Below are 15,895 nucleotides of genomic sequence, written 5' to 3' on the forward strand. Positions count from 1 at the left end.
CTCAGGCTCCTTGCTTATTTATTTTCACGATCACTTTTGTTCCGCTCCCGTTTTCGCTTATGATCTCTATTACATCTTCATAGCCATAAAACAGACGAAGCCTTTTCACAACATTGGGAAATCCAATGCCAGTTGAATGTCCTTCTGTTTGGATTGGCTGCTCTTTAAGAATTTGCTGGATTTTATCACGAGGCATTCCACTTCCGTTATCCTCAATCTCAACGACGACAAAACCGTGTTCTCCTTTAATGCGAAAATGGATGACTCCCCCTTCAATATTTGGCTCAACAGCATGAATCACCGCATTCTCAATAATCGGCTGCAATGTTAAAGCCGGAATGGGCACGTTCAGGCACGCGGGGTCAATGTCCATGTGGAGCTGAAGCCGGTCTGTAAAACGAGCCTTTTGAATATCCATATACTGCTGCAGTACAAGTACTTCTTCATGCAATGAAACAGATCGGTCCAGCTGCTTTAAATTGTAGCGGAGAATACCCGCAACACTTACGAGAAGATTACTTGTTTCCTCTGAACCTTCAAGATATGCTTTTTTCGAAAGCGTATTTAGCGTATTGAATAAAAAATGTGGATTTATTTGACTCTGCAGACCTTTAAATTGACTTTCCTGCAGGAGAATTTTACTTTGCTGCAATTCTCGTTCAAGCTGTGCTTTATGTTTCATTTCAGATATAAGCCCATTGATGTTAATACGCATTCGATCAAAGGTTTTTGCTAAAAAAGCAATTTCCCCTTTTGTTTTTATCTCAACAGGTAAATCGAACCTCCCTTTAGACAGCTCGTTTGCTGCTTTCGTCAGCTGCAAGACAGGTTTTGTAATACTTAATGAAAACCAATAGGTCGCCATAAGCAGCAGAAGTGTAATGAGCAGCAATATCCAAAGCCCCAGCTTCAGCACTTCCTCTGATTGTGCAATAATGCCGCGGTAAAAGCGATCATATGTCTTAAGCTCTTGATCTAGTAAAGTTAGCGTCATTTCTGAGATATAAGTAGAAATCCTTGTCGCCTCTGAAAATTCCTTTGTATATGCCTCATTGTCTCTTTCTCCGAAAAATAAAAGCACTCTGTCAGTTGTCTCTGTAAAACTATCAATCATATGAATGTAATTAGTTAATGTAAATTGATTTTCCTCATTTTGCAATGTTGATACTTTATTTTTCGTTTCCTCTATATGTGAGATGCTGTTGTTCACCTGTGTAAGCTTGAGATCTGTCGGATCAAGCACATAGTTGTTCAAATCGGTGATCACTCGCTGTGTGGCATTCGTCATCTCGTTCATGATTAAATATCGCTGCAGGATATCATTATATTGATTATGCGTTTTGTAATTGTAGTATGTAAGCGCTATCCAAATTGTCGACATAAAAACCAAAACGATTGTTGTTAACATTAATATGTTGCGCTGAATGCTGCTCATTGCTCTTTTCCTGCTTTCACGATGTGAATATCGGTGTAATACCCATTAATATTTAGCGGAACGGTTTCTCCATCTAACCACTCAAGCAGCCTTTGGACCCCTATTTTCCCCATCATTTCTGGATCTTGCTTCACTATGCCATCCAGTTTCTCTTCTTCAAGCAACGGCTGCAATTCTGGTCCATCATCAAAGGTATACAGAAACATTGGCTTTATCTGAAAACGCTTACTGATTTCTTGAATCATCGGCCCTGCCATATTTCCATTCACCGCAATAAATGCTTTTGCTTCTGGGTAATGATTCAATACATCCTGTGTAGCAGCAATAACCGGTTCACGTGTATGTGCTGTTTCCGTTAGCACAACCTTAATATCCTGATATTGGCTGAGAACCTTTTGAATACCGCGGAGTCTTTCTTCCTGATAAAATTCAGAATGGCTATCATACAGCAGCACTACATTTCCTGATATCCCCATATCTTGTATTACATTTGCTGCCAGCATTTCTCCAGCCTTCAATTGATCTGAGCCTACATACGTTTTGCGTAAACTTTCCGTCATTGGGACATCATTTGCTACAGTTATGACTGGTATGCCATGAAAGGAAGCTTTTACTTTTGTCATTTCTTTAAACTCGTCTGTATCCAATCCTTGGAGAATTAAACCATCTACCTTCGATTGAATCGCGATGTCTATCTTCTTTAAAAAATCTTGTTCATTATTATTATAACTGCCCCAAACTTCAAGGCTCACCTGTTCCTTTTCTGCCTGCTGTGCTGCACCGTAGGCAACTCCATCCCAAAAGGGTGTATCTAAATCTTGTGTAATTAGTACGAGTCTTTGCTGTTCCTCCCCTTTTATCGAGCTGATTTTCTGCGAATCAGAGCGAAGTATTTTCTTTGCAGAATCTATTGTTAAATAACAGAGTGTAATCAGCACACTGCTCAGTAAAATTAGAGCGGCTTTTTTCCGCAATCGAAATGACCCCTTCCCCTATGCGAATCTAAGATCATTTTATCATGACCATGAAAAGCTTGGATATTAGTAATTTTGGATAAAATATGTTGTACAGGTGCAAAATTCGAGGGTTATATAGTTTGGGGCCTTGCTGTTTTAATATGGAATTGAAATGCTATAAAGGGGACTTAATTTAATAGTCCCCTAACATCCCTATCTTTTTTTCCTTGTCATAACATCAAAAATGACTGCACCAGCCAGCACTCCGCCGCGAATCATGTACTGATACGAAATACCTACCCCAAGCAAGTTCATTCCATTTGTGAGCGAGGCCATAACGATGGCACCAATAATGGCACCTGTTACCTTTCCAACACCCCCAGCAGAAGAAACCCCGCCTACGTATGCAGCAGCAATCGCATCCAGTTCAAATAAAGTTCCTGCCGTTGTTGTCGCAGACTGCAGCCGTGCCGTAAACAAAATACCCGAAAGAGCTGCCAGCATTCCCATGGATCCGAACACAATATAGGTAATCTTTTTAACATTCATTCCGCTAAGATGCGCCGCTTCCGGATTGCTGCCCACCGCATAAATATGCCGGCCAAGCACCGTCTTTGTTGTTAAAAAATGATATACAATTACAACAAGCAGCATAACAATCACTGTCCACGAAAAGCCATTATACCCTGCTAAGATCCATGTAATATAGGCTATAATTGCCGAAACAAAGACTAGCTTTAAGGTAAAAATACCTTTTGAAACAACCTCAAACTCATACTTGATTTTATTTTTTCTATTGGTGAACTCACTATAAATATAGAATAGGATACCGGCAATTCCGACTAAAATGGAAAGCAAATGCAGTCCGCTGACCTGCAGCAGAGATGGAATATAGCCGTTTCCAATCGCATTAAAGGTATCATCCTGAATAATAATGGTTCCTGTTTTTTCTGTTACCTGCAATAATGCTCCCCGGAAAATGAGCATGCCGGCCAATGTTGCCACAAAGGAAGGAATTCCAATTTTTGCAACAAGCACCCCATTTAACAGACCGACCATAACGCCAAGAATTAGAATGATTGGAATGGTCAAAAACACGGACACACCAGCCTGTGTTAATAAAATCGCGGCAATGGCACCGAGAAATCCAGCTGCATAACCAACAGATAGATCAATATGCCGGATCACAATTACTAGTGTCATACCAACAGCAAGTACGGCAATGTAGCCGGCGGAATCTAATAGATTGCTAATGTTGCGGGAAGACATGAAAAGGCCGTCCGTCATAATCGAAAACGTTAAAATAATAACGAATAGTGCTATATACATGCCATAATCACGAATATTTTCACTAACGAGCGTTTTTGCTTCGTTAAATAAGTTCATCTGTTTAACCTCCTATTGCGTTGCGAGTTCCATGATTTTCTCTTGATCGGCCTCTGCTATTGAAAGCTCACCTTTGATCTCACCCTGTGCCATTACATACACCCGATCACTCATCCCCAGAACCTCTCCCAGTTCAGAGGAAATCATGATAATACTTAATCCGTTTTCAATCAGCTCATTCATAACCGAATAAATCTCAAACTTAGCTCCAACATCAATTCCTCTTGTTGGTTCATCTAAGATCAGCAGCTTCGGCCCTACAAACAGCCACTTTGCAAGTGACACCTTTTGCTGATTGCCGCCGCTTAACTTGCCTACATTCTGTTCAATAGAAGAAGCTTTTATATATAGTGACTTTTTATAGCTCTCAGCCACTTTGATTTCCTCGTTATCATTTATCACTCCGCCAGAAGCAATATGATGAAGATTAGCAGCAGAAATATTATTTTTAATATCCTGAAGCAGGAAAAGTCCATCTCCCTTTCGGTCCTCTGTCACATATGCTAATCCAGCTTGAATTGCATCACTTGTATGCTTATATTCTTTTAACTCTCCATTGACCATCAGGTCCCCTTGAAGCTTATACGACTTGGCATTTCCAAAAACGCTAAGCGCCAGTTCTGTGCGCCCGGACCCCATCAAGCCCGCAATACCGATAATCTCTCCCCGCTTAACATGAAGATTGACGTTTTTAACGACATTTCTGCCTAATTGCGGATCATAAGCAGACCAATTATGCAGCTCCAGAATTTTCTCTTCTGAAGTGTGTTTTGGTCTCTTTGGATAAATATCATCGATCTCGCGTCCAACCATATTTTTAATAATGACGCTCTCTGATATTTCACCCTTCATCGCATCAAGCGTGCAGACGGTCTCTCCATCTCTCAGCACCGTGGCTTTATCTGCAATTGAGATAACTTCTTTGAGTTTATGAGAAATCATAATGCTTGTAATTCCCTGGTCCTTTAACTCCGATAAGAGATTTAGAAGATTTTCACTGTCATCCTCATTGAGAGCGGCTGTTGGTTCATCTAAAATCAGCAGCTTTACATCTTTCGTTAGTGCCTTGGCGATTTCTACAAGCTGCTGCTTCCCAACACCTAAATCCTTCACAAGCGTTTCTGGATTCACCTGTAAATTCACTTTTTGCAGCATTTTTTTCGCTTCAACAATGGTCTGATTCCAATCAATGACACCGCCATTTTTGACTTCATTACCGGCAAAAATATTTTCATAGACTGTTAAATCCGGGAATAAGGCCAGCTCCTGATAAATAATGGCGATTCCCTCTTTTACGCTATCGCTTATTTTATGAAACTGCTGTACTTTTCCTTCAAAAACGATATCGCCTTCATATGTTCCATAAGGATACACACCGCTGAGCACCTTCATTAATGTCGATTTCCCGGCACCATTTTCACCTATTAAACAATGAATTTCTCCTTTTTCTACTTTAAAGCTAACATTGCTTAAAGCTTTGACACCGGTAAAGCTTTTTGAAATTGAGTTCATTTCTAGAATATTTTGAGCCATACTTTCACTCCTATCACCTAAGCGGATGTGTACATCACTTCACCCGTTCACATTCTCCACCAGCTATAGCCTTAACAATGGCGAATAGTGATAGATTGCTCTATCACTACCTGCCACCAGCAATCTTACAGTCCTGTAAATTCGCTTGCCTCGTAATACTCAGAATCAATTAATTCCTTCTTAACATTTTCCTGATTAACTACAATGACATTTGTTTGTTTTGCTTTCACTTCTACCGCGCCATTATCATAAGAACCTGTTGTTTCAGGTGTGTCTCCATCTAAAATTGAAATCGCCATTCCCATTGCATCTGTCACAAGTGTACGAACATCTTTGAAAACTGTCATAGATTGTTTTCCATCAATGACATATTGAATGGAAGCTTTTTCTGCATCCTGCCCTGTGACTGTGTAAGAAGAAATATCACCATCAGAAGCAAACACATCTGCAATTGAACGAGCTGTTCCATCATTAGGTGCAAGGATTGAAATATCACCCTTCATATCAGCTCCAACAGCTGTTAGGTTCGTTTGCGCTTTATTTTTTGCTTCATTTGGATCCCAGTTTGTTGTTACCTGGCCAAGAATTTTACTCATTTCGTCACGTGTAAGCTCTGCCTTGTCTTTTAGCGCTTCTGCTTCACTTGAATTGGCAATTTTAAAAGTTCCGTCAGCGATTTTTGGCTGAAGAGTGCTCCATGCCCCTTCAAAGAATAAGAATGCATTATTATCTGTTGCTGCTCCTGCATACAAGTAAAGCGGTACATCTGTGCCTGATGCTTGATCGATTAAATATTGGCCTTGTGCCGCACCAACAGCAACACTGTCAAACGTTACATAATAATCAACTGCGTCTGTATTTGTAATGAGACGGTCATACGCAATAACCGTAATGCCTTCTTTCTTAGCAGCTTCTACAGCTGATGCCGCTGCATCACCGTCCTGAGGACAGATAATGAGAACATCAATGCCTTTGCTGATCAATGTTTCCACATTTTCCTTTTCTTTTGCTGAAGAGCCTTGGCTGAATAGTATTTCAGTTGTGTAGTCAGAATCATCTAAAGCAGCTTTGAAGCGTTCTTCATCCTGAACCCATCTTGGTTCATCCTTTGTAGGCAGGACAATCCCCACATCTACTCCGCTGCCGCTGCCGCCAGCACCGCTGCTGCATGCCGCAAGCATTGCTGCAAAAAGTGTAAAAATAAACAATAAGGACATTCTCTTTAATCGTTTTCTCATTCTGAAACCCCTTTCAAAATTGTTTGTCTGTTTACACTTTTCATTATATTTTGGCAGGGGTTTAGTTTGTAAGCGTTATCAATAGCAATCTTTTAGCATTAACTGGATTTTTTTATTATTTGAGGTTTATAGGGTTGAGGATGGTTATGCAGGATAGAAAGAGAGTTTTGGATGAAAAATTACATATTTAATATTTATTACTTATTAATGAAGCAGGATCACGCTATGTTATGTTGGTTGATTGAAGCGGAAGGCGGCGAGACTCCTGTGGGACGAGTGGGAAGGTGAGACCCCACAGGCGCATGCGCCGAGGAGACTCACCGCCCGCCCCGCGGAAAGCGAGCTGCCTGAAGCGGAAATCAACCTAGGCAGAAACTCTTAAATTTTTCCTCTGTTTCCTAAATACCGCTTTCCACACTATAAAGTTAGCAATTAATAAGATACCTAAGTATAGATACGAACCGTAGCTCAGCTGCTGAATGGCTATATAATGCCCGCCTGCTAATAGTCCAACAGGAATGAACAATATAAATGCTTTCCACCCTTGTGAATTGCCCACTTCTTCAAGAGGCTTCGAAAAAGGAATCCTGCTCCCAAAACTAACATAGCAAATCACTGTATATAGAAAGCTTGCCACGAGAACAGCTGCTAAGTCGGGAATAATTCTTGTTCCGTAAATGAAACAAAAGATGATGCCTAAAACAATATATAGCGGAATATAAAGCGAAATTAAAAAGGCTTTTAAACTGCTTTTACGTAAATTAGTATAATCCTCAATCGGAAAAATTTTATACACCCAGGAAGCCTTATACTTACTTGAATAGCCTAGCATGAGCACTGTCGTTGGGATAATCAGCATACTGAAATAAACATTCAAATAGCTGACACTTTCTGTGAAATCAGCTTCCCCGCCAGATGCAACATTAAATATGAAGATAAAAGGAATCACCAATGAAAAACCTAGTGATGGATAGACCTTCAGCTTAAACTCCCGCTCCTGCTTCATCATTAAGGTAGTAAAGCGATAAAAGGCTCTTTCATCGTTGGTTCTGCAAATAACCTTTAACAGCAGTTCTTTGAGATGATTTTTTCTTTCTTTTTTCGATTTGCTTGAGCTTAAGAGCTTTTGCAGATTTCGTTCAAACGTCGGAATAAGCTTCATATAAATCCAGATCGATAGGATCGGCACTACAATGGCTAAGATGCTAAAAATAATCGTCATAATGGAAGTATTTCCATTCAGCAATAATTCGTATGGTGCCGCAAACCACATGGGAATAAGGAAAATGCTCCACCAATGATAATCAGCCACCATATTTAAATCGACAAATTCAAAAGACCTGGCAAGAAATTGATACCCCACCATCAGCACTAATGATAAGCCAATTTGCACATAGTTGATCATATCCTTCAGCTTTTCTCCGTCAAAAAACTTCAAAATGGCAATATATAAGATTGCTGTGATGACAACAATAAATATATTAATAAGGATCAATTCTATAAGGGTTATAAGGAAAAAGATTATTCCTTGTCTAAATAAGCTCACCACAAGCGGAATGGCTGTTAGGGCAATCGTCAAATAGGATAAATAAATGAAGATATGCATAAACTTAGCCGCATTCACTGTTTTTGCAGAAATCGGCTTTGTTAATAAAATGCTTCGATCTCTAACATCAAGTAAGACATTGGAAAAATCAGCAATCATCGATGTCATAATCATAAAAATAATAATGGCATAAGCAATACTGAGCTGAAACAGATAACTGTCTCCAAAACCCATAAAAGGAATTAGAACAAGACCAATAAGAACATAAATCCATAGTGATTTCATGTATCCATATTTTTTGTCCTCTTGCCCTTTTTTGTTGGCCTCTTGATTAAAAAAAGTCGGTACTCTGCGCTCATCCATGGTCAGTTTGATTTGGAGGATTTTTCTCATAGCAGTATAATCAACACCGATTTTCGTAAACAAAATTTGAATTTTATCAAGCAGCTGCAAGGTTTTAAAATCGTCCATTACTGCACCTCTTGAACAACGGAAACAAATCGTTCGCCAATTTCCTTATGATTATTAAAGCCTGTTAATTGATTAAAAATCCCTTCAAGCGAGCCGCCCATATTGCCTTCCTGAAGCTGTTCAAACGTTCCATCTGCTGCGATTCTTCCATCATTCAGCAGGATGATGCGGCTGCTGATTTTCTCCACGACATCCATAATATGTGATGAGTAAAAGATCGTTTTTCCTTCTGCAGCAAGCTGAGCAAGAATCTCTTTAAAAATCATTACACTATTCGCATCCAAACCATTAATCGGTTCATCTAAAAATAATAAATCAGGGTTATGTATCACACTCGCAATGATTAATAGTTTTTGTCTCATTCCTTTTGAATAAGAAGATATTCTGGAGTGATAAACTTCTCCAATTCCAAATAGCTCCATTAAAGATTTTGCCTTTTCTGCAGCCACTTCCAACTCCATCCCGTACATCTGCCCAATAAAACTTAAATACTCATAACCTGTTAAGTTATCATAAATATCTGCTACTTCAGGAACGTAGCCGATTCTTCTTTTGTATTCAATGCCGCTTTTTTGAATATCCTCACCAAACAGTTTAATGTCTCCTTCGTATTCTCCTTCAATGCCTAATATCATTTTAACTGTCGTACTTTTTCCGGCACCATTTGGTCCGATATAGCCAATAATTTCTCCTCTTGAGACTCGCAAGTCAATTCCTTTCAGAATCTGCTTGCTCCCAAAGCTTTTCGTCAAATTAGAAATACTTAATACCTCCTGCTGCTCCATTCCATATTCCTCCCATCCATTTTCCAGTTACTATAACATACGAATGAAAGTTAAAACAGTTTCTAAAATTTAGATTTGTTTGTGCAAAATTTGCTTTTTAAGGATAATGGGGTGATGATTCCTGCTCCATGGGACTCGCTTTCTGCCGGGAAAGGTGCTGAACTCTGCACCGCTGCCTTCCGGTGGATTCTCAAGCTCTCCTAAAAAAAAACTACAGCCTTTATGAAAAGATTAAAAATTTCCTATAATTTGAATTTATAACTTGAACCTCTAGTTCCTAGAGGTTTTATAATGAACACATACTTTTAAGAAAGAGGGATGATCATGGATAAAGGCAATTCGTTTTCTATTGGGCAATTCTCTGAAAAAACAGGGATCTCAATTCGGACTTTACATTATTACGATGAAATTGGCCTTTTAGTACCTGAAAAGCACCCCAGTTCTGGCCACCGTATTTACAATCATGATGATTTACTGACATTGCAGAAAATTATTAGCCTTAAATTCCTTGGATATAGTCTTGATAAAATAACAAACTTATTAAAAGAAAGCCGCTTTACTGTAGATTTAAATGAAACATTAACACTTCACTTGGATGCATTAGAAAAAGAGAAAGAACGCATTCATCAATCCATAACAGCTATACAAAGGGTCATCAAGGTACTGCAGGCGGAGGAAGAAATAGATAGCACAATACTATTCACCCTAATCCATAGCGTGCAAACAGAACAAATACAGGCAGATTGGATGGAACGTCATATGCTGACAGATATTAAAGAAAGCTTATCGCTGAAAACAGAGGATGATAAAGCCAAACTAGATCAAACGTATATTCAATTATCCAAGGAAGTAAAGGAGCTATATGGTCAGCCTATTGATGACCCAAAAGTCCAAAATATGATCAGTGCCTACATTAAATCCTCTTTTGAATTTCTCGGAGACGATCTGTTAGAAAAACTCGCTAATGCCAATATAGAAGAAATTGATATCAAAGAACTGGAAGAAATGACGCATAATCCTTTTACTGAAGAAGAACAAGAGTGGCTTAATTTAGCGATGGAATATCATATGAAACAAGCAGAGGTAGAATAATTCTTTTTTCGATGGCGGGCACTTGCTTTAGTTTTACTACCCGCCTCTTTTCATAGATGCGAAGCACTTTCAATCGCTCTTTATGCCCGTCGGCTTCTTTTTTTATCGCTGGCGGGCACTTATTTACCTTCTTTGTGCCCCTCGGCTTCTTTTTTCATCGCTGACGGGCACTTTCTACCGACCTTTGTGCCCGCCGGCTTCTTTTTTTATCGTTGACGGGCACTTATTCACCTTCTTTGTGCCCGCCGGTTTCTTTTTTTATGGCTGACGGGCACTTATTCACCTTCTTTGTGCCCCTCGGCTTCTCTTTTTATCGTTGACGGGCACTTATTCACCTTCTTTGTACCCGCCGGCTTCTTTTTTTATCGTTGACGGGCACTTATTCACCTTCTTTGTGCCCGCCGGCTTCTTTTTTTATGGCTGACGGGCACTTATTCACCTTCTTTGTGCCCGCCGGCTTCTTTTTTTATGGCTGACGGGCACTTATTCACCTTCTTTGTGCCCCTCGGCTTCTTTTTTCATGGCTGACGGGCACTTATTCACCTTCTTTGTGCCCCTCGGCTTCTCTTTTCATCGCTGGCGGGCTCTTTCTACCGACTTTTGTGCCCGCCGACTTCTTTTTTCAGATTAAGTCCATATAATTGTGTAAAAAGAAAGAGTCATTTTATTCCTATTTGTCCACAATGTTAACGACCAAGAAAACATTGGAAAGAGGGATAAAAATGACTCAGTTACAGTTTAACCTAGATATGGACGTTTTAAAAGAATCGATTATGAATTCTAATCTTGAGCTTATTGTGAAATCTACCTTAGTATTAGTCTTGAACGAATACATGGAAAAAGAACGAGATGACTATTTAAATGCAGCTGCCTATGAACGTTCTTTAGACCGTCGTGATTATCGAAATGGATATTATGAACGTGAACTCATCATGAGTATCGGAAAGTTAAGAATAAAAGTTCCCCGAACAAGAGGAGGTGAATTTTCGCCTTCTATCTTTGAGAAATTTTCGCGTGTTGATCAGACACTTATATTATCTATGTTAGAAATGGTCATCAATGGAGTTTCCACTAGAAAAGTAAAGAATATCGTAAAACAATTATGTGGCCAGAGTGTATCAAAATCTTTTGTTTCCTCCCTAACAGAGAAACTGGATCCTGTAGTAAAAGCCTGGGCTAATCGCCCACTTAATGTCGAATATTATCCGTATCTCTACGCTGATGCCACCTATATAAAAGTTCGAGAGAATAACAAGGTCATTTCAAAAGCAGCTTATTTGATTACTGGTATGGGTGAGGACAAAAAGCGTAAAGTACTTGGCTTTAAAATAGATCACGTCGAGAGCTTTCAAGCATGGCAAGAGTTCTTTCAAGATTTAAAATCTCGAGGGTTACAATCACCAAAATTAGTGATTTCAGATGCACATGCTGGATTAAAGAAAGCAATAGAAAGAGTATTTATAGGTACGGCATGGCAAAGGTGCACTGTTCATTTCAAACGAAATATTGTTAACGCACTTCCAAAAACAGGATCACGACAAATCATTTCTGATCTGAGAAGAATATACCAAGTAGTATCAGTTGAAGAGTCAAGAAAATATAGGGACAAATTTATTGAACTATATGCAGAAAATAAGAAAGTAAGAAAGGCAATCGAAATTCTCGAAGAAGGTTACGAAGACACGATCCAATTTCTAAATGAACCAGAAAAGTATCAAATACACATTTTAAGCAATAACTCATTGGAAAGGCTCAACCAAGAAATTAGAAAACGAGTGAGTGTGATCCGTATCTTTCCTAATAATCAGTCTGCATTTCGATTAATTGGTGCATTGTTAATGGAGAATGAAAATTTAGAATTAAATAAGAAAGTATACCTTACCGCGGAGCGAAATTTTGCTTAGGAGAAGGGGGTACCCCCTTCTCCTAAGCAAAATCAACTAACAGCTATTAATAGGTGGTAACATTGTGAAAAGGAATTTACACAATAATAAGGACTTGACTTTTTTTCACAGCTGGCGGGCTCTTTCTACCGACTTTTGTGCCCCCCCACCTTCTTTTTTCACAGCTGGCGGGCTCTTATTTACGCTCTTTGTGCCCCTCGGCTTCTTTTTTCACAGCTGACGGGCTCTTTCTACCGACCTTTGTGCCTGCAAGCTTCTTTTTTCATAGCTGACGGGCACGTTCAACACCTCTTTATGCCCCCCACCTTCTTTCTTCACAGTTTGCCGGCACTTCCTCTCGCTCTTAAAACAGCTAAACCAGCAGCACGTTATCCTTTCCTCCTTAAAAAGCAAAAACCCGAACTCTTTTAACCATAGTTCGGGTTTTTGTTGAAATGAAATCTATTTGTCTAAGGAAGCCTATTTATATAGTAAAAACTGCTTTCTAACTTTCAAGAATGATCGTAATTCATCTTCCCATTTGTTTTTCATTTCATCCACTGTTTTCCCTGATTCAATGTCCTCCCGAATCCAGCCATTCCCCATCAGCTGGTCGAAGAATGAGATCCCGCTGCTGTTTTCGGCTCTGAATTCAAATTGATCCGGATATAAGTCATGAATTGTTTTAACAATATGCAAGCCTGCTTCAACTGGTTTAAAGTCATCGCTGTCGGTAATATGGATTTGGACTCCATGGGAAAGGGTTCCTGCATGCTTAGAGAATGTTGGTGTGAACGAGGCTGCTCGGAATGTCACGCCAGGCAGCTTCTTTCCATTTAAGCTTTTAGCAAGCTCATCTCCATTGATAAAAGGAGCGCCAATTAGTTCGAAAGGTTTCGTAGTGCCGCGCCCTTCAGATATATTGGTTCCCTCAATTAAAGCACCGCCAGGATAAGCTAAAGCTGTATCTAGTGTTGGCATATTCGGAGACGGCATCACAAATTCCAGTGGTGTGTCCGAATAATACATGCTCCGCTTCCAGCCTTTCATTTCGACCACATGCAAATCTGCACCAATTTCAAATTCTTCGTTAAAAAGCTTTGCCAGCTCCCCAACTGTCATCCCATGGCGAAGCGGAATAGCATAATTGCCGATAAAGGAAGAATATTTCATATCAAGAACGGGTCCCTCTACCTTTAAGCCTCCCAGCGGATTTGGGCGATCCAGTACAACAAAAGGAATACCCTTTTCCTTTGCTGCTTCCATCGCATAAGCCATTGTGTATATATACGTGTAAAAGCGTGTCCCCACATCCTGTATGTCAAATAGAAGCACATCTATTCCTTCAAGCATTTCAGGTGTAGGTTTTCTTGTCGCGCCATATAAACTGTAAACAGGCAACCCGGTTTTTTCATCAATATAATATTCAACATATTCTCCTGCCTGTGCACTTCCTCTTACTCCATGCTCAGGTCCATATAATGCAACAAGATCTGTTTCTGGATCCTCGTGCAATACATCAACAATGCTGTTTAATGATTGATCAACACCTGTTGGATTCGTAATTAAGCCGACTTTTTTGCCTTTAATTAAATCCTTTTCCTTATCTAATAAAACCTCAACGCCTAATTGAAAGCTTTTCCCCTTCTTTTTCTTGTCATTCTTCGCTGAAACGCCTGCTAAACCGGAAAGCACTAATGTAATGGTTATTAAGAAAATGATCCATTTCTTCATTCAAGCATCTCCCCTCAATTGATTCCCAGAAACAGCAGACCCCTTACGAACCCGCTGTTCCTAAAAACTTTAATAATTTAAGCCATAGCCAAATTCATATAATGTATTTCCATCACGATCAGGAATCGTTACAGGCAATTGACCGCTTGGATTGATTTCCCCGAAAATAGCNCTTATTCACCTTCTTTGTGCCCGCCGGCTTCTTTTTTTATGGCTGACGGGCACTTATTCACCTTCTTTGTGCCCCTCGGCTTCTTTTTTCATGGCTGACGGGCACTTATTCACCTTCTTTGTGCCCCTCGGCTTCTCTTTTCATCGCTGGCGGGCTCTTTCTACCGACTTTTGTGCCCGCCGACTTCTTTTTTCAGATTAAGTCCATATAATTGTGTAAAAAGAAAGAGTCATTTTATTCCTATTTGTCCACAATGTTAACGACCAAGAAAACATTGGAAAGAGGGATAAAAATGACTCAGTTACAGTTTAACCTAGATATGGACGTTTTAAAAGAATCGATTATGAATTCTAATCTTGAGCTTATTGTGAAATCTACCTTAGTATTAGTCTTGAACGAATACATGGAAAAAGAACGAGATGACTATTTAAATGCAGCTGCCTATGAACGTTCTTTAGACCGTCGTGATTATCGAAATGGATATTATGAACGTGAACTCATCATGAGTATCGGAAAGTTAAGAATAAAAGTTCCCCGAACAAGAGGAGGTGAATTTTCGCCTTCTATCTTTGAGAAATTTTCGCGTGTTGATCAGACACTTATATTATCTATGTTAGAAATGGTCATCAATGGAGTTTCCACTAGAAAAGTAAAGAATATCGTAAAACAATTATGTGGCCAGAGTGTATCAAAATCTTTTGTTTCCTCCCTAACAGAGAAACTGGATCCTGTAGTAAAAGCCTGGGCTAATCGCCCACTTAATGTCGAATATTATCCGTATCTCTACGCTGATGCCACCTATATAAAAGTTCGAGAGAATAACAAGGTCATTTCAAAAGCAGCTTATTTGATTACTGGTATGGGTGAGGACAAAAAGCGTAAAGTACTTGGCTTTAAAATAGATCACGTCGAGAGCTTTCAAGCATGGCAAGAGTTCTTTCAAGATTTAAAATCTCGAGGGTTACAATCACCAAAATTAGTGATTTCAGATGCACATGCTGGATTAAAGAAAGCAATAGAAAGAGTATTTATAGGTACGGCATGGCAAAGGTGCACTGTTCATTTCAAACGAAATATTGTTAACGCACTTCCAAAAACAGGATCACGACAAATCATTTCTGATCTGAGAAGAATATACCAAGTAGTATCAGTTGAAGAGTCAAGAAAATATAGGGACAAATTTATTGAACTATATGCAGAAAATAAGAAAGTAAGAAAGGCAATCGAAATTCTCGAAGAAGGTTACGAAGACACGATCCAATTTCTAAATGAACCAGAAAAGTATCAAATACACATTTTAAGCAATAACTCATTGGAAAGGCTCAACCAAGAAATTAGAAAACGAGTGAGTGTGATCCGTATCTTTCCTAATAATCAGTCTGCATTTCGATTAATTGGTGCATTGTTAATGGAGAATGAAAATTTAGAATTAAATAAGAAAGTATACCTTACCGCGGAGCGAAATTTTGCTTAGGAGAAGGGGGTACCCCCTTCTCCTAAGCAAAATCAACTAACAGCTATTAATAGGTGGTAACATTGTGAAAAGGAATTTACACAATAATAAGGACTTGACTTTTTTTCACAGCTGGCGGGCTCTTTCTACCGACTTTTGTGCCCCCCCACCTTCTTTTTTCACAGCTGGCGGGCTCTTATTTACGCTCTTT

At 39.4% G+C, this 15,895-nt stretch carries 11 protein-coding genes; 3 read left to right on the plus strand and 8 right to left on the minus strand.

Annotated features, from left to right (window positions below):
• Position 1: 1 nt before the first annotated feature.
• The 7 genes from B7E07_RS20115 to B7E07_RS20145 all read right to left on the minus strand — a co-directional run bounded on the left by B7E07_RS20115 (position 2) and on the right by B7E07_RS20145 (position 9,350).
• Positions 2-1,435 carry a sensor histidine kinase gene (locus B7E07_RS20115; RefSeq protein ID WP_080848591.1) on the minus strand — a complete coding sequence of 478 codons (1,434 nt, stop codon included), beginning with the start codon at positions 1,433-1,435 and terminating at the stop codon, positions 2-4.
• A complete protein-coding gene (locus B7E07_RS20120; RefSeq protein WP_080848592.1) occupies positions 1,432-2,409 on the minus strand; it encodes a sugar ABC transporter substrate-binding protein in 978 nt (325 codons plus the stop codon). The genes B7E07_RS20115 and B7E07_RS20120 overlap by 4 nt, the downstream gene beginning before the upstream one ends.
• 195 nt (positions 2,410-2,604) lie before the next feature.
• Entirely contained in the window at positions 2,605-3,777 is a 1,173-nt protein-coding gene (locus tag B7E07_RS20125; RefSeq protein ID WP_080848593.1) for a sugar ABC transporter permease, read from the minus strand.
• Between the two features lie 12 nt (positions 3,778-3,789).
• The gene (locus tag B7E07_RS20130) at positions 3,790-5,310 is read right to left on the minus strand and encodes a sugar ABC transporter ATP-binding protein (protein ID WP_080848594.1); all 1,521 of its coding nucleotides are present in this window, start codon (positions 5,308-5,310) and stop codon (positions 3,790-3,792) included.
• 125 nt (positions 5,311-5,435) lie between these two features.
• Entirely contained in the window at positions 5,436-6,548 is a 1,113-nt protein-coding gene (locus B7E07_RS20135) for a sugar ABC transporter substrate-binding protein (protein WP_080848595.1), read from the minus strand.
• A gap of 364 nt (positions 6,549-6,912) precedes the next feature.
• On the minus strand, positions 6,913-8,565 hold the full coding sequence (locus B7E07_RS20140) for a hypothetical protein (RefSeq protein ID WP_080848596.1): 1,653 nt from the start codon (positions 8,563-8,565) through the stop codon (positions 6,913-6,915).
• Positions 8,565-9,350: an ABC transporter ATP-binding protein gene (locus B7E07_RS20145; protein WP_080848597.1), complete on the minus strand. Its 786-nt coding sequence runs from the start codon at positions 9,348-9,350 to the stop codon at positions 8,565-8,567. The genes B7E07_RS20140 and B7E07_RS20145 overlap by 1 nt, the downstream gene beginning before the upstream one ends.
• A 324-nt stretch (positions 9,351-9,674) precedes the next feature.
• Here B7E07_RS20145 and B7E07_RS20150 point away from each other — a divergent pair, with 324 nt between their 5' ends.
• The gene (locus B7E07_RS20150; RefSeq protein ID WP_080848598.1) at positions 9,675-10,442 is read left to right on the plus strand and encodes a MerR family transcriptional regulator; all 768 of its coding nucleotides are present in this window, start codon (positions 9,675-9,677) and stop codon (positions 10,440-10,442) included.
• 722 nt (positions 10,443-11,164) lie between these two features.
• A complete protein-coding gene (locus tag B7E07_RS20155) occupies positions 11,165-12,346 on the plus strand; it encodes an IS256 family transposase (RefSeq protein WP_080844263.1) in 1,182 nt (393 codons plus the stop codon).
• A gap of 459 nt (positions 12,347-12,805) precedes the next feature.
• Here the strand turns inward: B7E07_RS20155 and B7E07_RS20160 are convergent, their stop codons facing one another.
• Entirely contained in the window at positions 12,806-14,059 is a 1,254-nt protein-coding gene (locus B7E07_RS20160) for an exo-beta-N-acetylmuramidase NamZ family protein (protein WP_080848599.1), read from the minus strand.
• A 464-nt stretch (positions 14,060-14,523) separates the two neighbouring features.
• Here B7E07_RS20160 and B7E07_RS20165 point away from each other — a divergent pair, with 464 nt between their 5' ends.
• The gene (locus tag B7E07_RS20165) at positions 14,524-15,705 is read left to right on the plus strand and encodes an IS256 family transposase (RefSeq protein ID WP_080844263.1); all 1,182 of its coding nucleotides are present in this window, start codon (positions 14,524-14,526) and stop codon (positions 15,703-15,705) included.
• Positions 15,706-15,895: the final 190 nt, after the last annotated feature.

Source organism: Cytobacillus gottheilii (assembly GCF_900166665.1).
Classification (GTDB): Bacteria; Bacillota; Bacilli; order Bacillales; family Cytobacillaceae; genus Cytobacillus; species Cytobacillus gottheilii_A.

What these genes read in the sequence shown, in the direction of transcription:
- B7E07_RS20130 (WP_080848594.1), bottom strand. Translation starts at nt 5,310, where the DNA reads ATGGCTCAAAATATTCTAGAAATGAACTCAATTTCAAAAAGCTTTACC.
- B7E07_RS20160 (WP_080848599.1), bottom strand. Translation starts at nt 14,059, where the DNA reads ATGAAGAAATGGATCATTTTCTTAATAACCATTACATTAGTGCTTTCC.
- B7E07_RS20115 (WP_080848591.1), bottom strand. Translation starts at nt 1,435, where the DNA reads ATGAGCAGCATTCAGCGCAACATATTAATGTTAACAACAATCGTTTTG.
- B7E07_RS20140 (WP_080848596.1), bottom strand. Translation starts at nt 8,565, where the DNA reads ATGGACGATTTTAAAACCTTGCAGCTGCTTGATAAAATTCAAATTTTG.
- B7E07_RS20155 (WP_080844263.1), top strand. Translation starts at nt 11,165, where the DNA reads ATGACTCAGTTACAGTTTAACCTAGATATGGACGTTTTAAAAGAATCG.
- B7E07_RS20125 (WP_080848593.1), bottom strand. Translation starts at nt 3,777, where the DNA reads ATGAACTTATTTAACGAAGCAAAAACGCTCGTTAGTGAAAATATTCGT.
- B7E07_RS20135 (WP_080848595.1), bottom strand. Translation starts at nt 6,548, where the DNA reads ATGAGAAAACGATTAAAGAGAATGTCCTTATTGTTTATTTTTACACTT.
- B7E07_RS20145 (WP_080848597.1), bottom strand. Translation starts at nt 9,350, where the DNA reads ATGGAGCAGCAGGAGGTATTAAGTATTTCTAATTTGACGAAAAGCTTT.
- B7E07_RS20165 (WP_080844263.1), top strand. Translation starts at nt 14,524, where the DNA reads ATGACTCAGTTACAGTTTAACCTAGATATGGACGTTTTAAAAGAATCG.
- B7E07_RS20150 (WP_080848598.1), top strand. Translation starts at nt 9,675, where the DNA reads ATGGATAAAGGCAATTCGTTTTCTATTGGGCAATTCTCTGAAAAAACA.